19 protein-coding genes and 1 pseudogene are annotated in these 16,584 nt (G+C 63.5%); 6 read left to right on the top strand and 14 right to left on the bottom strand.

What is annotated here, in order from left to right:
* Nucleotides 1-23 precede the first annotated feature (23 nt).
* A complete protein-coding gene (locus ABLV49_RS20145) occupies nt 24-1,100 on the bottom strand; it encodes an IS3 family transposase (RefSeq protein WP_349276567.1) in 1,077 nt (358 codons plus the stop codon).
* On the bottom strand, nt 1,097-1,612 hold the full coding sequence (locus ABLV49_RS20140; protein ID WP_349279284.1) for a transposase: 516 nt from the start codon (nt 1,610-1,612) through the stop codon (nt 1,097-1,099). The genes ABLV49_RS20145 and ABLV49_RS20140 overlap by 4 nt, the downstream gene beginning before the upstream one ends.
* Before the next feature lie 67 nt (nt 1,613-1,679).
* On the opposite strand from ABLV49_RS20140, the gene ABLV49_RS20135 reads away from it, so the two are divergent.
* On the top strand, nt 1,680-1,907 hold the full coding sequence (locus tag ABLV49_RS20135) for a hypothetical protein (protein WP_349279282.1): 228 nt from the start codon (nt 1,680-1,682) through the stop codon (nt 1,905-1,907).
* 15 nt (nt 1,908-1,922) lie between these two features.
* Here ABLV49_RS20135 and ABLV49_RS20130 read toward each other — a convergent pair.
* The 5 genes and pseudogenes from ABLV49_RS20130 to ABLV49_RS20110 all read right to left on the bottom strand — a co-directional run.
* Nucleotides 1,923-2,012, bottom strand: a pseudogene (locus tag ABLV49_RS20130) (transposase); the annotation flags it as partial.
* Nucleotides 2,013-2,545: 533 nt separating this feature from the next.
* The gene (locus tag ABLV49_RS20125; RefSeq protein WP_349279280.1) at nt 2,546-3,454 is read right to left on the bottom strand and encodes a MipA/OmpV family protein; all 909 of its coding nucleotides are present in this window, start codon (nt 3,452-3,454) and stop codon (nt 2,546-2,548) included.
* 26 nt (nt 3,455-3,480) lie between these two features.
* On the bottom strand, nt 3,481-4,305 hold the full coding sequence (locus tag ABLV49_RS20120; RefSeq protein WP_349279278.1) for an MlaA family lipoprotein: 825 nt from the start codon (nt 4,303-4,305) through the stop codon (nt 3,481-3,483).
* Nucleotides 4,306-4,398: 93 nt separating this feature from the next.
* Nucleotides 4,399-4,629 (bottom strand): hypothetical protein, encoded by a 231-nt coding sequence (locus tag ABLV49_RS20115; RefSeq protein ID WP_349279276.1) that lies wholly within the window; start codon nt 4,627-4,629, stop codon nt 4,399-4,401.
* Entirely contained in the window at nt 4,626-4,760 is a 135-nt protein-coding gene (locus tag ABLV49_RS20110) for a hypothetical protein (protein ID WP_349279274.1), read from the bottom strand. Before ABLV49_RS20110 ends, ABLV49_RS20115 begins: the two co-directional genes overlap by 4 nt.
* A 244-nt stretch (nt 4,761-5,004) precedes the next feature.
* Between ABLV49_RS20110 and ABLV49_RS20105 the strand changes: the two genes are divergently transcribed.
* The 3 genes from ABLV49_RS20105 (at nt 5,005) to ABLV49_RS20095 (ending at nt 7,682) form a co-directional block, all read left to right on the top strand.
* Nucleotides 5,005-5,670, top strand: coding sequence for a response regulator transcription factor (locus ABLV49_RS20105; protein WP_349279272.1), 666 nt, complete (start codon nt 5,005-5,007; stop codon nt 5,668-5,670).
* Nucleotides 5,667-7,139, top strand: a complete 1,473-nt coding sequence (locus ABLV49_RS20100) for an ATP-binding protein (protein WP_349279270.1) — start codon at nt 5,667-5,669, stop codon at nt 7,137-7,139. The genes ABLV49_RS20105 and ABLV49_RS20100 overlap by 4 nt, the downstream gene beginning before the upstream one ends.
* A 324-nt stretch (nt 7,140-7,463) precedes the next feature.
* Nucleotides 7,464-7,682 carry a hypothetical protein gene (locus ABLV49_RS20095; RefSeq protein WP_349279268.1) on the top strand — a complete coding sequence of 73 codons (219 nt, stop codon included), beginning with the start codon at nt 7,464-7,466 and terminating at the stop codon, nt 7,680-7,682.
* A gap of 30 nt (nt 7,683-7,712) precedes the next feature.
* On the opposite strand, the gene ABLV49_RS20090 is transcribed toward ABLV49_RS20095, so the two are convergent.
* The 7 genes from ABLV49_RS20090 to ABLV49_RS20060 form a co-directional block, all read right to left on the bottom strand.
* Entirely contained in the window at nt 7,713-8,099 is a 387-nt protein-coding gene (locus tag ABLV49_RS20090) for a group III truncated hemoglobin (protein ID WP_349279266.1), read from the bottom strand.
* 190 nt (nt 8,100-8,289) lie between these two features.
* Complete coding sequence (locus ABLV49_RS20085) at nt 8,290-8,610, bottom strand: hypothetical protein (protein WP_349281838.1); 321 nt, start codon at nt 8,608-8,610, stop codon at nt 8,290-8,292.
* Nucleotides 8,611-8,617: 7 nt separating this feature from the next.
* Nucleotides 8,618-9,094: a DUF2846 domain-containing protein gene (locus ABLV49_RS20080; protein WP_349279265.1), complete on the bottom strand. Its 477-nt coding sequence runs from the start codon at nt 9,092-9,094 to the stop codon at nt 8,618-8,620.
* 530 nt (nt 9,095-9,624) lie between these two features.
* A complete protein-coding gene (locus tag ABLV49_RS20075; RefSeq protein ID WP_349279263.1) occupies nt 9,625-10,881 on the bottom strand; it encodes a Zn-dependent hydrolase in 1,257 nt (418 codons plus the stop codon).
* 153 nt (nt 10,882-11,034) lie between these two features.
* The gene (hydA, locus tag ABLV49_RS20070; protein WP_349279261.1) at nt 11,035-12,495 is read right to left on the bottom strand and encodes a dihydropyrimidinase; all 1,461 of its coding nucleotides are present in this window, start codon (nt 12,493-12,495) and stop codon (nt 11,035-11,037) included.
* A gap of 64 nt (nt 12,496-12,559) precedes the next feature.
* Nucleotides 12,560-13,867, bottom strand: coding sequence for an NAD-dependent dihydropyrimidine dehydrogenase subunit PreA (gene preA, locus ABLV49_RS20065; RefSeq protein WP_349279260.1), 1,308 nt, complete (start codon nt 13,865-13,867; stop codon nt 12,560-12,562).
* Nucleotides 13,868-13,992: 125 nt separating this feature from the next.
* Nucleotides 13,993-15,372, bottom strand: a complete 1,380-nt coding sequence (locus tag ABLV49_RS20060; RefSeq protein WP_349279258.1) for an NAD(P)-dependent oxidoreductase — start codon at nt 15,370-15,372, stop codon at nt 13,993-13,995.
* Nucleotides 15,373-15,667: 295 nt separating this feature from the next.
* On the opposite strand from ABLV49_RS20060, the gene ABLV49_RS20055 reads away from it, so the two are divergent.
* Complete coding sequence (locus tag ABLV49_RS20055) at nt 15,668-15,946, top strand: DUF1778 domain-containing protein (RefSeq protein WP_349279256.1); 279 nt, start codon at nt 15,668-15,670, stop codon at nt 15,944-15,946.
* Nucleotides 15,943-16,473 (top strand): GNAT family N-acetyltransferase, encoded by a 531-nt coding sequence (locus tag ABLV49_RS20050; RefSeq protein WP_349279255.1) that lies wholly within the window; start codon nt 15,943-15,945, stop codon nt 16,471-16,473. Before ABLV49_RS20055 ends, ABLV49_RS20050 begins: the two co-directional genes overlap by 4 nt.
* The last annotated feature ends 111 nt before the right edge of the window (nt 16,474-16,584 follow it).

Genomic DNA, 16,584 nt, shown 5'->3' with positions numbered 1-16,584 from the left:
GTTGTCGCCTGAAGTGAAGTGAGTCAGGCTGTTTTTTGCTTGGATTCAGGCTCCTTGGTTTGTTGCTTGGTTTCTGGGTTGAGGTGCACGACATCGACATGCGCCCACTGGCGAGGCTGCCCTGACCAGCGCTGAGGATTTTCCTGGCGGGCCTGTTCATAGACGAGCGCGCGCTGCTCAAGCAGTGCCCGGTCCAGGCCGGCATGGCGCTGCGCCGGTGTCACGAAGCCAATGGCGCTGTGGCGATGCTCGTGGTTGTACCAATGGGCCAGCTCGGTGACCCAGCGCCTTGCGGCCAGCAGGTTCTCGAACGGCTTGACAGGCAGTTCGGGGCGGTACTTCAGCGTTCTGAACGCTGATTCGACGTACGGATTGTCATTGCTCACGGACGGACGGCTGCGCGTGTGCGCCACGCCCAGGCGCTGCATGGCCGCCAGCATGGTCTCGCCCTTCATGGGCGAGCCGTTGTCCGAATGCACCGTCAGCTGGCCCGGGCGAATGCCCTGGCTCTCACAGATGTCACGCAGCAACTGGCTGGCCAGCTCGGCGCTCTCGCAGTCAAACACCTGCCAGCCCACGATCTTGCGGCTGAACAAATCCTCGAACAGGTACAGGTAAAAGTGCTGGCCGCGCACCTGAGTGGGCAGATACGTGATATCCCAGCAGAACACCTGATCGGCTCCGGTGGCGGCAAGGGCGCGCGGCCGGCTTCGCTTTTGCGCTGCGCGCTCCGAGCGTCGATGGCCCAGTTGGCCCTGCTGTCGAAGTATTCGGTACATCGTGGACTCCGAGGCCACATAGACGCCGCGGTCGGCCAGGCGAGGCACGACTTGGCTCGGCGGCAAGTCCTTGAACGCTTCGCTGTTGAGCGTGGCCATCACCGCCTGGCGCTCGTCCTCGCGCAGCTTGTTGGGCGGGCACACATAGCGCCGCTTGCCCGAAGGACGCTGGTCGCCCTCGGCCGCCTGCGTGCGCTGCCAGCGCTGCACGCTACGGCAGGACAGCCCGATTTGATGGCAAGCCGGCTTCAAGCGCGCCCCGTCGGCGCAGGCCTTGCCGATCAGGCCGAGCAACTTTTGGCGCTGCTGGACGGACGTCATTTGTCCGCGCCCTCCAGCAGCGCCTGGAAGTTTTTTTGCAACACCAGCAAGGCGGCTACCTCGGCCAGCGCTTTTTCCTTGCGCCGCAATTCACGCTGGAGCTGCTCGTGCTGACGCTGGAGTTCTCGAAAGGCACCCGTTGCCTCGCGCGAGGCGGGCGCGACCGGGGTGCAAAACTCTTCGCGCCACTGCACCAACTGGTGCTCGAACACACCACGCTCGCGGCACCACGCCGCCAGTGCCGGGCCATTGAATGCGTAGCTTTCCTGCAGAGCCCTCAGGCGCTGCGATGGCGACCAAGATGCAGCCGGGCCGTCCAGCGCAGGGCTTGTCTCCCCGAGTGCCTGTTCGCCGGCCTTGGCCGAGTCCAGCACCCATCGCTTGAGGGTGCCGGCAGACATGTTCAGCTCGCTGGCAAGGCTCAGAATTGAACGCGCGCCGCGATGGCGGGCTTTGAGCAGTGCCTGCTCCTTGAATTCGGTGGAGTGATGGGAATGAGGTTTTCTGTGCATGAAATGTCGCTTGCGCTGCGGATAACCCGCGGAAAATCGGAGGCGACAACTAGTCTGACACAGGGGGGTGGAGAACGAATTGCACTGGTCGCTGGACGTGAGTTTCAGGGAGGACGCCTGCAAAGTGCGCAGGGACGAAGGCCCGGCCAACCTGGCGTGCCTGCGCCGCCTGGCGCTCACCCAGCTTCAGCGCGAGACCAGCCTGAAGGCCAGCGTCAAAAGCAAGCGCTGCCGCGCTGGCTGGGATCCGGCTTATATGCTCAAGGTGCTTGATTGCAGCGTGCTATCAATTTAGGTGCGATTGCCCTGGGGGTGCCTGCTCGTCAATCAAGGCAAGGTAGGGCGCCACGAAATTCCACTCTTCGTCGCTCACATCGCTGGGGTAGGGCTTTCTGGTCATTCCCGGAAATTAGGGATGACTCAGGAAAAATCAGCCCTGAGTTCATAACACGCTCTAAAGACGCTGACCAGACAGTCAAACAACTTGATGTGCTGCTTGCGCATGGTCTGCAGATACGAGCGGATGGCAAAAAACGTCCTGGCCCCCACATCGGTGGCGAAGCGCCAGACATCATCCTTGTACTGGTGCCAAGCGCGCCAGCAGGTTGAACTGCGTGCTCTGCTTGTGTTTGCCCCGCTTGGCGGCAAACGACTCGCCCGGCTCCTGGCGCGGATTGAACCGCTCGCCCCGGCCCGGCAGCGCCAGCCACTGCGCCTCAAACCACTGCGCAAGGCTTGAACCTACCCCTGCAACTGGGCGTTTTGCTCCAGCAGTTGGCTGTAGCTGGGCGGGGATGGGGCTGCTTGGGGTTTTTGCGCGGCCTCTATTGTCGCTTGGGGGGGTTAGTAGTTACTAAAAATCATGCCGATCCAGGTGGCGCCTGTCCCTGCCGCGTCGGCGGTGGGGGCGCGGCCAGCCAGTTCTGAATGGCATCAAAACCGGTAGAGATACCCCACGCGCAAGGTGCTCTGGCTGGAGCGTTCGACCAGCGGGCTGTCCTTGATGCCCGAGCCCAGCCCCATGACGCTGAGATCGACAAACACGCTCTGCCGCGGCGCCAGCGCGTAGCTGGTGCGCAGCCCCAGCTCCAGATTGACGCTTGCCTTGCCCGCATACGCGGCACGCCCGGCAGTGGCCTCGGACGCGTTGACGCCGTAGTAGTAGCCCACATACTTGCTGTCCAGCCAGGTGGCTGCCACGCGGGGCACAAATTCAAACGCACCTGATTTGAAGCCGCGCTCGACCAACAGCCGGGCTTGTTGTCCCTTGCTGTTGCCCGATGCGTCGCCCAGCAGTTCGGCCGAGACAGTGGCGATGTCATTGCGCCAGACCGCGGCGGCGCCCAGCCAGAGGCCGTCCTTGCGTTCAGCCATGCCGGCAAATACCGGCGAGTCTGAAGCCTCGTAGCCCTCGGCAGCGTAACGGGCACGCAAACCGAACGATACCGGCCCGGCCGAGGGCAGCTTGATATCCAGGCGCGAGCCCATCAGGCTGACCCATTTGTTCTCATAAAACAGCAGTGGCAAGGCCTGGGTGTCGTTGTCCATGCCGCGATACGGCTTGCGCTCGACACCCACACCCAGGCCCAGGCCCCAGCGGGAGGCGCTGTCGGCCGGCACCAGGGTTTCCTGGGCCAACGCAGGCTGTATGCACAGCACGGCCGCCAGCAGCGCCCCGGCGCCGACGGCCAGCCAGCGGAAAATCGCACTGGCTGGCGGGCGCGCCTGAAACGGCGGCGCGATTTTTGCGGGCGCATGCGCGCCGGCCGGGTGGATAGACGCCTCCGGGCGGCTGAAGGCCCTGAAAAAAGCAGCAAGTTTGAAGGGAATGGAATTTTTCATCGGACGGTCCTGGAGGGTTAAAAAAATCAGGGAGTGGCAAGCGGTTCGGTGGCGGGGCCGCCGGCCTCGTCACTGACCCGGATCAGGCTTTGTCGGCGCTGCAGATAGGCTTCGCGAACGAAGAGGTACTTGTCGAGTGCCACCTGATCGATCAAGTCGGTGGCCGGCAGCAGTTGCGCGCGGCCGCTGGTGAGCTGCACCACGGTCAGTTTGTTGCTCAGGCCTGCGCTGTCGATCTGGTTGAGCGGCGAAAACAGCGAGTCAACCGGCCGGGCGAGCGCGTCGCGCACGGTTGACGGCCCCAGCAGCGGCAAGACGATGTAGGCACCCGGGCCGGCGCCCCAGTGGCCAAGCGTCTGACCAAAGTCCTCGCCGTGCCGTTTCATGCCCAGCGCAGAAGCCACGTCGAAAATGCCCAGCACGCCAAACACGGTGTTGGTACCGACGCGCATCACGTCCGACACGCCGTCGCGGGGCCGCCCCTGCAAAAACAGATTGACCGCCGAGCCCACGTCCCCGACATTGGAAAAAATGTTGGTGACGCCGGTGCGTACCGGCGAGGGCACCACTTTTGTGTAAGTCCGGGCGACCGGCTTGAGCACCGCCTTGTCAACGGCTTCGTTCACGGCGAAAGTGCCCCGGTTCAGCGACTCCAGCGGGTCGGGCCGCTGGGCGGTGGCGCAACCGGCGAGCAGCACGATGGCGGGCAAGGCCAGGCCGGCCGCCAGCCTGGCCAGACGCTTGCTGATCCGCGAAATTCGCACCAGCGGCATGAGTGGCGGGCAGGTGCGCAGGGCCTGGCGCTTTGAAAAGTCGCCGTCAGGGGTGGATGGGGCAGGGGTTGCGGTCATGCAGGTCTCTCCAAAGACAAAGGAAAGGCAAAAAGTCGGCAATGCGCCGGGACAAACCAATCGGCAGCCTGCCGGCGATCATGGCGACGGTGGTCATCTCAATCGAGCGTTGCCCGTTTCGGCGCGTATTTCAACCAGCCGCAGCCCGGCGGACGGACTGCCGATGGCGGCTTCCTGCGAGACTTCGATGGCGCCCATGGCTTGCAGGTTCACGGGCCACTGGATGCGCCGTGCGCTGTCGCTTGTCACGGTCAGGGCGGCATTCGAGGCGCCGGCTTGCGGTGACTTGCCTGGCACGCCCTCCCGCAGGGTCTTCAGGCTCACTGGACGAGCGGGACCGTGGCGGCCGCCATCATGGCCAGCACGGCGAGCGGCAGGCGCCAGCCGGACAGCCACGAGGGCTGCGGCGCAGCGCCTTCAGGCAAAAGGTAAGCGGGAAGGCTTCGGTGCATCATGGAAAAATCCTTTTCAGCCGCCTGAACGCTCAGGGCAGGGTGCCTGGTGAGGTGTGCCGGCGGGGCTGAAAGCGACTTTGCCCGCAACGCTTTAATAAATTTTTAGCGTTATTAAGAAATCATTAACGAATCAGGCTTCGGCCGGAAAAGCGGCTTTGTAAAAGGCCTGATCCAAAGGAATTTAAAAACTCCTTAATCCCCGGAATCCATAATTCAGGCGATTCAAACGAATGCGAGGTTTTTCGTGCATCTTTTGCTGGTAGAGGACGACGCCATGCTGGCCGATGCGGTGTGCCAGGGAGCGCTCCAGAACGCCTGGCAGATCGACCACGTCGCCGATGCCGCCGGCGCCCGGCTGGTGCTGCTGGACCACGCTTACGCAGCCGTGCTGCTCGACATCGGCTTGCCCGGCGAGTCCGGCCTGACGGTGCTCAAGGCCATGCGCAGCCGCTATGACATCACCCCCGTGCTCATATTGACAGCGCGCGGGCAGCTCAGCGAACGCATTCTGGGGCTCGATGCCGGCGCGGACGACTACCTCGTCAAGCCCTTCCAGCTCGATGAGCTGTGGGCCAGGGCGCGCGCGGTGGTTCGCCGCAGCGAAGGCCGCATGGTGCCGGTGCACACCTACGGCGACATACAGCTTGACCGCAGCAAGCGGGTCGTCACGCGCGCGGGCGCGCCCGTGGCCCTGAGCGCCCACGAATACCGCACGCTGGCGGCGCTGATGGAGCGCCCCGGCCACATCTTCACGCGCGACCACCTGGAAGACATGGTGTATGGCGGCAGCAGCGCCATCGAAAGCAACACCATCGCCGTTTTTGTCCATCAGCTGCGCCGCAAGCTGGGCGAGCACGTCATCACCACCGTGCACGGACGCGGTTACATGCTCGGCAAGGTTCGCGGATGAAGTCGCTCCAGGGACGAATACTGGCCGTGCTGGCCGCCAGCATCATTTTGTGCTGGGTGGTCGTGCTGACGGTATTGGTGGCGTACATCGCCCGAGGCAATACCGGCATCTGGGACCGCGAACTCAAAGCGGTGGGCGCCAGGATTTTTTATTCCATTCCCCGCGAAATCGGCAACGACCCGGAAAAGCTGCTGCGCAAAAACGCGACGACCTTGCAGGCCCGCGACGAGCAGATGATGGCCAACGAAGACCTGACCTTCCAGGTCTGGGTCAACCAGGCCTTGGCGGTGCGGGCGCCGGATTCACCGGCCACCGCCCTGCGCCCGGACTTTTCAGATGGTTTCAGTACCAGCCTGGTCGAGGGGTGGTACTGGCGCGTGTACGGCATGTCCGACAGCACCGGCAAGGTGCAGGTGCAGGTGGGCAAACGGCAAAGCACGCTGAACCGCGACCTGCGGCGCAAGGCCTTTGCCGCACTGGGCATTGCCACGGTGCTGCTGGCGCTGGTGGGCGCGCTGATGTGGTACGCCGTGCGCCGCTCGCTTCGCCCCGTGTTCGCCATTCAGAAAGCCGTCGGCGCGCGACAGAAGTTTGACCTCACGCCCTTGCCGGTGGGCATTTTGCCCCTGGAACTCCAGCCCCTGATTGAATCGTTCAACCACCTGCTCACCCAGGTGGACCAGGCGGTGGAGGTGGAAAGGCGTTTCATCGGCGACGCGGCGCACGAGTTGCGCACCCCCATGGCCGCCTTGCAGGTGCAGGCCCAGGTGGCCCTGCGTGCCAAAACCCTCGCTGAAAAAGATGCCGCCCTGGTCAAGCTGCTGGCGGTGGCCGAGCGCAGCGCGCGGCTGTCCGAGCAGCTGCTCGACATGGCGCGCCTGAACGCCGGCGTGATTGTTTCCAAACCAGCGGTGGCCGACATGGGTGAACTCATCGTGCATGTGAGCCGCGAGTTCGATGTCCATGCGCAGCAGCACCAGCGGCAGATCGTGCTGCGCACCTCCACCAGCCACATCAACTGCGACATTGACGAAATCGGCATCCTGCTGCGCAACCTGATTGACAACGCCTTGCGCTACACCCAGGACGGCGGGCAGGTGCGCATCAGCTGCGCCCCCGGCATCCACCACGCGGCCGGGCAGGTCTGCCTGGAGGTCGCGGATGACGGGCCCGGCGTTGCGCAAGCCGAGCACGCGCTGATTTTTGACCGCTTCTACCGCGCCGCGGGCAGCAGCGGACGCGGCAGCGGCATCGGGCTTTCGCTGGTGTCGCGCATCGTGCAGCTGCACCGTGCCACCATTCAGACCGGCACCGGCCTGAACGGCCGAGGCTTCGGTGTCCGGATTTTTTTCCCGGCGGCCGCCGTGGGCGCGGGTTTATCGAAGGGCGAGATTCCGCAAAATAAAGGCGAAGCGCCGGTATGGGACTTTCCGCCGTTTTTGAGCAGCACTTCTGCGACTGATATTTAGCGCTGGCTGTGTGTTGCCGAAGGCCAGCGCCATGCTGGGCGCGCCCAGCCTGTCGCCCGCCGCCCATGCACGCGCCACCGGGCATGGCGTGCAACTGCTGCCGCGCGGCTGCGGCCTGCTGGCCTGATGCGTGCTTGCCTGTGAAAACCACGCTGTCAGGAACCCGCGCATGAACGCCATTTCGAACAATCTTTACGTCGCCTCGCTGCTGGCCAACTTCTTTGAAGCCGGCTGGGCCATTCAGGTGCTGGTGGGCGATGCCAGTCAGGCGCAGTACGAAGCCTCGCGCCTGGCCCGACCCGAGGTGGAAAACACCTGCGCCACATGGCCGACACCGCCCGCAACCTGCCCGAAGACGTGCGCGGGCAAATGCCCCGGGTGGACTGGGAAAGCTGGGTGGAGCTGGGCGAACACCTGCCGCCGCAGGGTGCCAAAGCCCGCGCACTGGTCTGGACGGTCATCGAAGCCTGGCTGCCGCCAGCGGGGCAGGAACTGCGGCGCTACCGGCGGCAGTTGCCCGAACTCTGGCGTTTCGAGATGTGACGCGAAGCCGGCGCGCCTGGAGCGCCTGGCTCAGGGCGCTTGCAGCGGATCGAAAGGAAACAGCCCGGCGCGAAAACTGGCGGCCATGAGTTCGGCCCGCGCAATGGCCCGCGCTGCGGCGTCGCCGGGCAGCGTTTCGAGCGCGGCGGGGCGGAACAGGTCCAGCCACTGCCCGAAATGCTCGCGCCGGATGGGCAGGCCCAGATGCACCGGGTACGGGTGGCTTGTGTAGCGTTGCGTGCCGAGCAGGGTGTGCGACCAGAAGTCCTGCACGATGCCCAGGTGGTGTTCCCAATCGGCCACGGCAGTGTTGAAAAGCGGCCCGAGTCCGGGATGGGCGCGGGCGCGTTCATAAAACACCTTCACGAGCCGGGCAAGGTGTTCTTCGGTCAGGGGCGAGGCGGCGGGAGCGGTCATCGAGGATTCCTTCCAGCAACAGCGACAAACCATACGGCTGCATGGCGCGGGCAGTCACTGCCGCAAAAGGAGTGCCATGCGGCGGGGTGGCCGCTGCGGGTGGCGCGTGTGGCCGGGTCTTGCGCCACAAGCCCATGCGCGGGCGGCTGGGTGTGGGGTGGCGCTGCTGTTGTGGGGTTTGGATTTGCTATCAAATAAGTAGCTTGATGCGCAGGTGGGGCGTGCGCTGGAGCCGTATTTTATGCATCAAACCGCTTCGGAAGCCGGTTTTTTTCTCCGAGTGGGCGGTTTCTCTGGAAATTGATTGGCGTTGCGGTTGCGTTTGAGTCGTTGCAGCACGTACCAGCACAGCGGCTTCTCGGTAGATGCCAGCATGGGCATCGAAGCGCAAGACCGTGTAGGCCTGGAGCGACTGCGCAAAAGAGGGCGGTGCGCTGGTGTATTGCTGTGCCATCAAAAAACGCAGCAAAACACTACAACCCATGAAAAAAAGGCCAACTGTGTTGGCCACTCGTTTATCAATAAGACTTACTCATTACTTGCTTGCTGCACGTACCAGGTGTTGCAAGTTCAAGCTTTGCAACCGCTACTTTACCTTGCTCTTCGGGAATCAATTCAAGTCCGGCTCCACCAACGAACACGCCAAGCTTGATATATTGTCGAATAAAGTAATTTTTCCCTGCCTCAACCAACAGAGAAAGATCATTTGGAGAAAACTCTGACTCCGTTGAAATCTTATGCTCCTTACCACCCATAACTTCGGTATAGAAGAAAACGTCAGGCGCAGATTCGCCAACACATTTTCCATCTACCCAAATATCCTTTTTAAGCGCTTTACCAACAAAACTATCACGATAAGTATAAATGCCAGAATTGCCAGACTCCGGTTGTGTAAACTGCTTCGCCTTCTCCGAGGCCTCTTTACTTTCCATTTTCACGGATGCACACCCTGTGAATAAAGCTGACAACAAAATAACAAATGCAATTTTTCTCATCATCCATCCCTAAGAAATAAATAAAAAATTCAAACTCTTTTATTACGAAAAAACGATAACTGAAGTGCATATAAAAATTGCACATAATGTTGTGCAAAAGCAAACACACAGTTACAAAATAATTGTAAGCGAATTGCCATGGGCCGAACGCATCAAAATGCGACCACTTGACGTAACGCCCCGTCGGGTGAGTCATGCCTGAAAAGGGCAGGACTCTATGTCGGCTATCTGACATGCAGATCAGTAAATCCAACGACAGCCACGGTTCTTTTGCAGCCGTTCAAACTGCCATCAGCATCCACAATGGCTCTACCACGATCGGACAACCGGCAACAACGTCACCGCAATCAGCCTTCCAAACCCTGAAAGAGCCACTTCCCGGCCAGCCGAAAACGCTCCTTTGCGTAGAAACAGGCCCAATCAGGCCTATCCAGATCACCCGATACGCTATCAAATAAATAGCTGTTTGTGCCCGTTCAGCATGTGCTAGAGGCCTAAAAAGCATCAAACTGATGGTGTGAAGGCTTCCCTCAAACCCCAGTCCGCTCCAGCATCGCATGCAGCAGCACGTTGCACCCGGCCGTGATGTGCTCGGGCTTGGCGTCCTCGATCTCGTTGTGGCTGATGCCGTCCTTGCAGGGGATGAAGATCATGCCGGCGGGCGCCAGCTGGGCCATGTACACCGCGTCGTGGCCGGCGCCGGAAACCACCGGCATGTTTGAATAACCGAGCTTGTGGGCGGCCCGGGCCACGGCATCGACGCAGCCGGGGTTGAAACCTTGCGCCGGGTAGCTCGACACCAGCTCGATGTGGATGGGCAGGCCCATTTCCTCGCTCAGTTCCGCCGCGTAGGCCTTGACTTCGTCGGCCATTTCATCGACCAGCGCGTCGGTGGCGTTGCGCAGGTCAATGCTGAACTTCACCCGGCCCGGAATCACGTTGCGGCTGTTCGGGAACACCTGCACCATGCCCACGGTGCCGCGCCCGTGCGGCGAATGCCGGTGCGCGGCGCCGACCACGTCCTGCATCAGCAGGGTGGCGACCTGCAGCGCGTCCTTGCGCAGCGCCATCGGCGTCGGGCCGGCGTGCGCTTCCATGCCGGTCACGGTGCAGTCGAACCAGCGGATGCCCAGCACGCCCTGCACCACGCCGATGGTGACGTCGTTGTCTTCGAGCACCGGCCCTTGCTCGATGTGGGTTTCAAAGTAGGCGCCAATCGGATGGTCGCCGGGCTCCTGCTCGCCGATGTAGCCGATGCGCGCCAGCTCGTCCTTCACGGTCTTGCCTTCGGTGTCCGTGGCGGCGTAGGCGTGCTCCAGCGTGAAGGCCCTGGCGAACACGCCCGAGCCCATCATCACCGGAACGAAGCGCGAACCCTCCTCGTTGGTCCAGAAGGCGACTTCTATCGGCGCTTCGGTCGTGATGCCGTGGTCGTTGAGCGTGCGCACCACCTCGATGCCGGCCAGCACGCCGTAGTTGCCGTCGAACTTGCCGCCGGTCGGCTGGGTGTCGATGTGGCTGCCGGTCATGATGGGCGGCAGGGCGTTGTTGCGCCCGGCGCGGCGCATGAAGCCGTTGCCGATCTGGTCGATGGTGACCGTCATGCCGGCGTCCCTTGCCCAGCCGGTGACCAGGTCGCGGCCCTGCCTGTCGAGGTCGGTCAGGGTGAGCCGGCAGACGCCGCCCTTGGGCGTGGCGCCGATCTGGGCCAGCTCCATTAGCGAGGCCCACAGGCGCTCGCCGTTGATGCGCAGGCTGTCGATGCCGGTGGGGGTTGCTGTGTCCATGAGGTTCTCCTGAAGGATTCTTGGGGGCTTAGATGCGGTCAGTAATAACTTCCCTGCGTCATACCCGCGAAGGCGGGTATCCAGACTCGTTTGAGCGCTTCAGCCCGTATTGCTGGATTCCCGCCTTCGCGGGAATGACGGACGGGGAATTTGTTATTTGCCAGATTCTTGGTCGCGCACGACGGGGCTGGGCGCCAGCGTTTCAGCGCGCAGCCTGGCCGCCGCGAAGTTTGCTCCAAAAGCCGGCCGTTTGATATAGCGGCCCTTGCCCTGAACGGCCCGCAGGTCGCCCTGCACGAACACCAGTTCGCCCTGGCTCAGCGTATGGCTGGGGATGCCGCGCACCGTGCGGCCTTCGAAGATGTTGAAGTCGCCCTTGCTGTGCTGGGTTTTGGCCGACAGGGTTTTGGTGCCTTCGGGATCCCAGACCACCAGATCGGCGTCGGCCCCGGCCGACACGCTGCCTTTTTGCGGGTAGAGGTTGAACAGTTTGGCGGTGTTGGCCGAGGTGACGGCGACGAATTCGCTCGGCGTCAGGCGGCCGGTGTTCACGCCGGCATCCCAGATCACGGCCAGGCGTTCCTCGACGCCGCCGCAGCCGTTCGGGATTTTGGCGAAATCGTCCTTGCCGGCGGCTTTTTGCGCGGCGCAGAAGGTGCAGTGGTCGGTCGCCGTGGTGTGCAGGTTGCCCGCCTGCAGGCCGCGCCATAAAAATTCCTGGTTCGCCTTGGGGCGGAAAGGCGGGCTCATCACATGCGCGGCGGCGGTGGCGAAGTCGGGGTGGCGGTAGACGCTGTCATCGACCACCAGATGCCCGGCCAGCACCTCGCCATAGACGCGCTGGCCGCGGGCTCTAGCGCGTGAAATGGCTTCCAGCGCCTCCACGCACGACACATGCACGACGTAGATCGGCACATTGAGCACGTCGGCAATCGCAATCGCCCGGTTCGCCGCCTCGCCCTCGACCATGGGCGGGCGCGACAACGGATGGCCTTCGGGGCCGGTGATGCCCATCGCGGCGACTTCCTTTTGCAGCATGAACACCAGCTCGCCGTTTTCGGCATGCACCGTCGGCATGGCGCCGAGTTCCAGGCAGCGCCTGAAGCTGTGTATCAGCGTTTCGTCGTCGCACATGATGGCGTTCTTGTAGGCCATGAAATGCTTGAAGCTGTTCACGCCTTCGTGCTGCACCAGCGTGCCCATGTCGCGCCGAACCGACTCGTCCCACCAGGTGACGGCGACGTGAAAGCCGTAGTCGGACGCGGATTTTTCAGCCCAGCCGCGCCAGGTCTGGTAGGCGTCCATCAGCGATTGTTGCGGGCTGGGGATCACGAAGTCGATGATGCTGGTGGTGCCGCCCGCCAGGCCGGCCGCCGTGCCGCTGAAGAAGTCGTCCATCGTCACCGTGCCCATGAAGGGCAACTGCATGTGGGTGTGCGGGTCGATGCCGCCGGGCATCACGTACTGGCCGCCGGCATCGACGACCAGGGCGCCGGCGGGCGCCTCCAGCGCTTCACCGACGGCGGCGATGCGGCCGTCATGCGTCAGCACATCGGCGCGAAAGGCGCGGTCGGCGTTCACCACGGTGCCGCCACGGATCAAGATGGAAGTCATCAGTTGCTCCTGATTAGATAGCTGCCTGTGCATAGTAGATAAGCGCAAAAGGCATATTTAATGCTTAAACCGAAACCCGCATCGGGTTGTTCGCGTGCGTGCTCCAGTCCTCGTGTTTATCGCTCACGATGCGCCCGGTGCGCAAGTCTTTTTCGCCGGGCGCCAGGCTGCGCAGCGTGATGCATTCGGGCACCGGGCAGACCAGCGTGCACAGGTTGCAGCCCACGCACTCGTCTTCCTTCACCTCGAAGTGGCGCTTGCCGTCCTTTATGGCCGTGATGGCCTGGTGCGAGGTGTCCTCGCAGGCGATGTGGCAGCGGCCGCATGCAATGCAGCTGTCCTGGTCGATCACCGCCTTGGAGACATGGTTGAGGTTGAGCGCGCTCCAGTTGGTCACCGTGGGCAGCGCCCGGCCCCGGAAGTCGTCAATCGACGTGAACCCCATCTCGTCCATGTAGTCGGACAGGCCGCTCTTCATCTCCTGAACGATCTTGAAGCCGTAAACCATCGCCGCCGTGCAGACCTGCACCGTTCCCGCGCCCAGCGCGATGTAGTCCAGCGCATCGCGCCAGTTGCCCACGCCGCCTATGCCCGAGATCGGCAGGCCGGCGGTCTGCGGGTCGCGGGCGATTTCGGCCACCATGTTCAGCGCAATCGGCTTGACCGCCGGGCCGCAGTAGCCGCCGTGCGAGCCCAGCCCGCCGGTCGAGGGCAGCATGGTCAGCGAATACGGATCGACGCCCATGATGGAGTTGATGGTGTTGATCAGCGACACCGCGTCCGCCCCGCCGCGCCTGGCCGCGCGCGCCGGGATGCGGATGTCGGTGATGTTGGGCGTGAGCTTGACGATCACCGGCAACCGGCTGTAGTGCTTGCACCACTGGGTCACCATTTCGATGTACTCGGGCACCTGCCCGACGGCCGAGCCCATGCCGCGCTCGCTCATGCCGTGCGGGCAGCCGAAGTTCAGCTCCAGGCCGTCGGCGCCCGTGTCCTCGACGCGCGCCAGGATGGATTTCCACGCCGCCTCGTTGCACGGCACCATCAGCGAGACGACCAGCGCGCGGTCGGGCCAGTCGCGCTTGACCTGGATGATTTCGCTCAGGTTGACCTCCAGGTCGCGGTCGGTGATCAGTTCGATGTTGTTGAAGCCTAAAAGCCGCCGGTCGGGCGAGAGCAGCGCGCCGTAGCGCGGGCCGTTGACGTTGACCAGCGGCGGCCCGGCCTCGGCCAGCGTCTTCCAGACCACGCCGCCCCAGCCGGCCTCGAAGGCGCGGTTGACGTTGTAGGCCTTGTCGGTGGGCGGTGCGGACGCGAGCCAGAACGGGTTGGGGCTCTGGATGCCGATGAAATTCGTTTGCAGGTTGGCCATGGGGAGACTCCGGGGCGTATGGGTTCAGGACTGGTTGCGGGGGCGGCAGTGGCTTGCATTGCATTCGTCATTCCCGCGCAGGCGGGAATCCAGTACGGCGCCTGTCATGAGGCCCGGCTTTTGCATCACGACTGGATTCCCGCCTGCGCGGGAATGACGGTGTTGAGCATGTGGGCGTGAATGGCCTGGGCGGCGGCTTTGCCATGCGCGACGGCTTGCACCGTCAGGTCCAGCCCGCCGGCGCGGCAGTCGCCGCCCGCCCAGACGCCGGGCAGGCTGGTGGCGCCGTCTGCGGCGGTGGCGATGCGCCCGCCTTCCATCGCAAAGCCGGCCTCCGCCAGCACCGGGTTGCCCAGCGTCTGGCCGATGGCCTTGAACACCATGTCGGCGGCGATGAATTCGGTGTCGCCGGTGGGCTGCAGCTGGCCGTTGACGAGTGCCTGGCGCGCAAACATCACGCCGCTGGCCTGGCCGTCCGCGCCAATCACCTCGATGGGCGCGAGCCAGTGGCGGATCGTCACGCCGTTGGTTTGCGCCCAGTGCTGCTCATCAACCGAGGCCGACATCGTTTCCGGCCCGCGCCGATAGACGATGTGCACGCTCTCGGCGCCCAGCAGCCGGCTTTGCACGGCCGCATCGACCGCCGTCATGCCGCCGCCGATCACCACCACGCGCCGGCCGATGGGCAGGAGCGACTTGTCCTCGCTCTGGCGCAGCCGGGCGATGAAGTCCACCGCGTCCTCGACCCCGGCCAGGTCTTCGCCCGGAACGCCGAGTTTTTGGGTGGTGGACAGGCCCATGCCGAGGAACACGGCGCCGTATTCCTGGCGCAGTTCGTCGAGCTGGGCGACCGATTCGAGCTTCCAGCCGGTGCGCACCTCGATGCCGCCGACGGCCAGCAGCCACTGCACTTCGTGCTGGGCGAAGTTGTCCGGCGTCTTGTAGGCGGCCAGGCCGTATTCGTTGAGTCCGCCGGCCTTGGGTCTGGCATCGAACACCACCACCTCGTGGCCGAGCAGCGCCAGCGTGTGCGCGCAGGCAAGCCCGGCCGGCCCGGCGCCCACGACGGCGACCTTGCGCCCGGTGGACGGGGCGCGGGTGAAGAGCTGCGGCCGGTCGCTTTCCATCACCGCATCGACCGCGTGGCGCTGCAGCCGGCCGATGGTGACGGGTTTTCCTTCCTGCGTCGTGCGCACGCAGGCCGCCTCGCACAGCGTCTCGGTCGGGCAGACGCGCGCGCACATACCGCCCAGCGGGTTGGATTCGAGAATCGTGCGCGCCGCGCCGCGAACATTGCCGTCGGCGATGCGCCGGATGAACGACGGCACGTCGATGCCGGTCGGGCAGGCGGTGACGCAGGGCGCGTCAAAGCAGTACAGGCAGCGCTCGGCTTCAAGCACGGCCTGCGCGCCAGTCAGGCGCGGGCTGGCGTCGGCAAAGCGCAGGGCGTAGTCGCCGGCGCCCAGGCGGCCCGGGCGGATGTCGGAAAGCAAGGGGATGGACACGCTGGAAACTCCTGTGATTGGGAATCTGGCTTTGAAACTGACCGTTTGGTCAAGTTCGAAGCCATATTAGCAAGTCATGTGCCATTGGGTAGATAGGGAAATCCAGCGGTTCAGCGGATATAGCCGCCCATCGCTTCAGGGCAGGCTATTGATACCCTGCACGCACGCCCTGAAACCGTGCCTGATGCCCAAATTTGTGGCATCCCTGCAAGCCCCACCAGAAAGGGCCGGGCATGGCATTGACCCTTTTTACCGAATAATGTACATTTTCAAAACGTACAAAAAGGAGTTGATCATGCCCAGAGCAGCCGTGGAAAGTAACAGTCGTGTCGCCTTGCGGATTGATCCGTCTGACAAAGCCAGACTCATGCGCGCCGCAGCCCTGGCGCATACCGACCTGACGGATTTCATTTTGCGCAACGTGCTGCGCGCTGCCGATGCGGTGATTGAGCAGGCCGAGCGCGTGGTGCTTTCCGAGCGGGACAGCCTGCGCGTTCTGGAACTGCTGGAGCATCCGCCCGCTCCGAACGCCCGTCTCATGGCCGCAGCGCGTGCATTGCCGCACGCGCCATGACGCTGCCAGCGTGGCACGAGGAGCCCGTTTCCAAACAGCATGACCGCCAGGGTTTCGATTGCGGCCAGTCCGAACTCAATCAATTTCTACGCAACCATGCCCGCAAAAGCCATGAACGCGGCGCGGCGAAAACCTTCCTGGCGGTCGATGATGCCGATGGCAAAACAGTCCATGGCTATTACAGCCTCAGCCCGGCGTCGGTCGAGTATGCGCGCACCCCCGAAGTCATCCGCCGGGGTCTTGGCCGCCATGATATCGGCGCCTACCGTCTGGGCCGGCTTGCCGTTGGCAATGCGCTGCAGGGCCAGGGGCTCGGCGGTCAGTTACTGCTGGCGGCCGGGCGCCGCTGCCTGCGCGTGGCGCAGGAGGTGGGCGGCACCGTCATGCTGATTGATGCCAAAAACGAGCAGATTGCTGGCTGGTATGCCGCATGTGGCGCGCTGCCCCTGCTTGATGCGCCTTTGACGCTGTTGCTTCCGCTTGATCTGGTAGCTGCCGCGCTCAAGGCGGCGGGGAAATTTCCGTAGGCTGGGCTTGGTGGCTGTGCAATGACGATGCTTTTGTGCGCTGTTCGTGGCTGATTGGAATCTGATCCTCATTAGATCAAACATGACGCTGCATTATTAATAGCACTCTGC

Origin of the sequence: Polaromonas hydrogenivorans (assembly GCF_040105105.1) — a bacterium.
Taxonomy (GTDB): domain Bacteria; phylum Pseudomonadota; class Gammaproteobacteria; order Burkholderiales; family Burkholderiaceae_C; genus Polaromonas; species Polaromonas hydrogenivorans.
The sequence above is the reverse complement of the archived record's forward strand: the minus strand, read 5'-3'. Positions and strand labels throughout refer to the sequence as shown.

Excerpts from the sequence above, each read along its gene's own strand:
- ABLV49_RS20145 (WP_349276567.1), bottom strand. The coding sequence starts at position 1,100 with ATGACGTCCGTCCAGCAGCGCCAAAAGTTGCTCGGCCTGATCGGCAAG.
- ABLV49_RS20140 (WP_349279284.1), bottom strand. The coding sequence starts at position 1,612 with ATGCACAGAAAACCTCATTCCCATCACTCCACCGAATTCAAGGAGCAG.
- ABLV49_RS20125 (WP_349279280.1), bottom strand. The coding sequence starts at position 3,454 with ATGAAAAATTCCATTCCCTTCAAACTTGCTGCTTTTTTCAGGGCCTTC.
- ABLV49_RS20120 (WP_349279278.1), bottom strand. The coding sequence starts at position 4,305 with ATGACCGCAACCCCTGCCCCATCCACCCCTGACGGCGACTTTTCAAAG.
- ABLV49_RS20110 (WP_349279274.1), bottom strand. The coding sequence starts at position 4,760 with ATGATGCACCGAAGCCTTCCCGCTTACCTTTTGCCTGAAGGCGCTGCG.
- ABLV49_RS20100 (WP_349279270.1), top strand. The coding sequence starts at position 5,667 with ATGAAGTCGCTCCAGGGACGAATACTGGCCGTGCTGGCCGCCAGCATC.
- ABLV49_RS20095 (WP_349279268.1), top strand. The coding sequence starts at position 7,464 with ATGGCCGACACCGCCCGCAACCTGCCCGAAGACGTGCGCGGGCAAATG.
- ABLV49_RS20090 (WP_349279266.1), bottom strand. The coding sequence starts at position 8,099 with ATGACCGCTCCCGCCGCCTCGCCCCTGACCGAAGAACACCTTGCCCGG.
- ABLV49_RS20080 (WP_349279265.1), bottom strand. The coding sequence starts at position 9,094 with ATGAGAAAAATTGCATTTGTTATTTTGTTGTCAGCTTTATTCACAGGG.
- ABLV49_RS20075 (WP_349279263.1), bottom strand. The coding sequence starts at position 10,881 with ATGGACACAGCAACCCCCACCGGCATCGACAGCCTGCGCATCAACGGC.
- hydA (WP_349279261.1), bottom strand. The coding sequence starts at position 12,495 with ATGACTTCCATCTTGATCCGTGGCGGCACCGTGGTGAACGCCGACCGC.
- preA (WP_349279260.1), bottom strand. The coding sequence starts at position 13,867 with ATGGCCAACCTGCAAACGAATTTCATCGGCATCCAGAGCCCCAACCCG.
- ABLV49_RS20055 (WP_349279256.1), top strand. The coding sequence starts at position 15,668 with ATGCCCAGAGCAGCCGTGGAAAGTAACAGTCGTGTCGCCTTGCGGATT.
- ABLV49_RS20050 (WP_349279255.1), top strand. The coding sequence starts at position 15,943 with ATGACGCTGCCAGCGTGGCACGAGGAGCCCGTTTCCAAACAGCATGAC.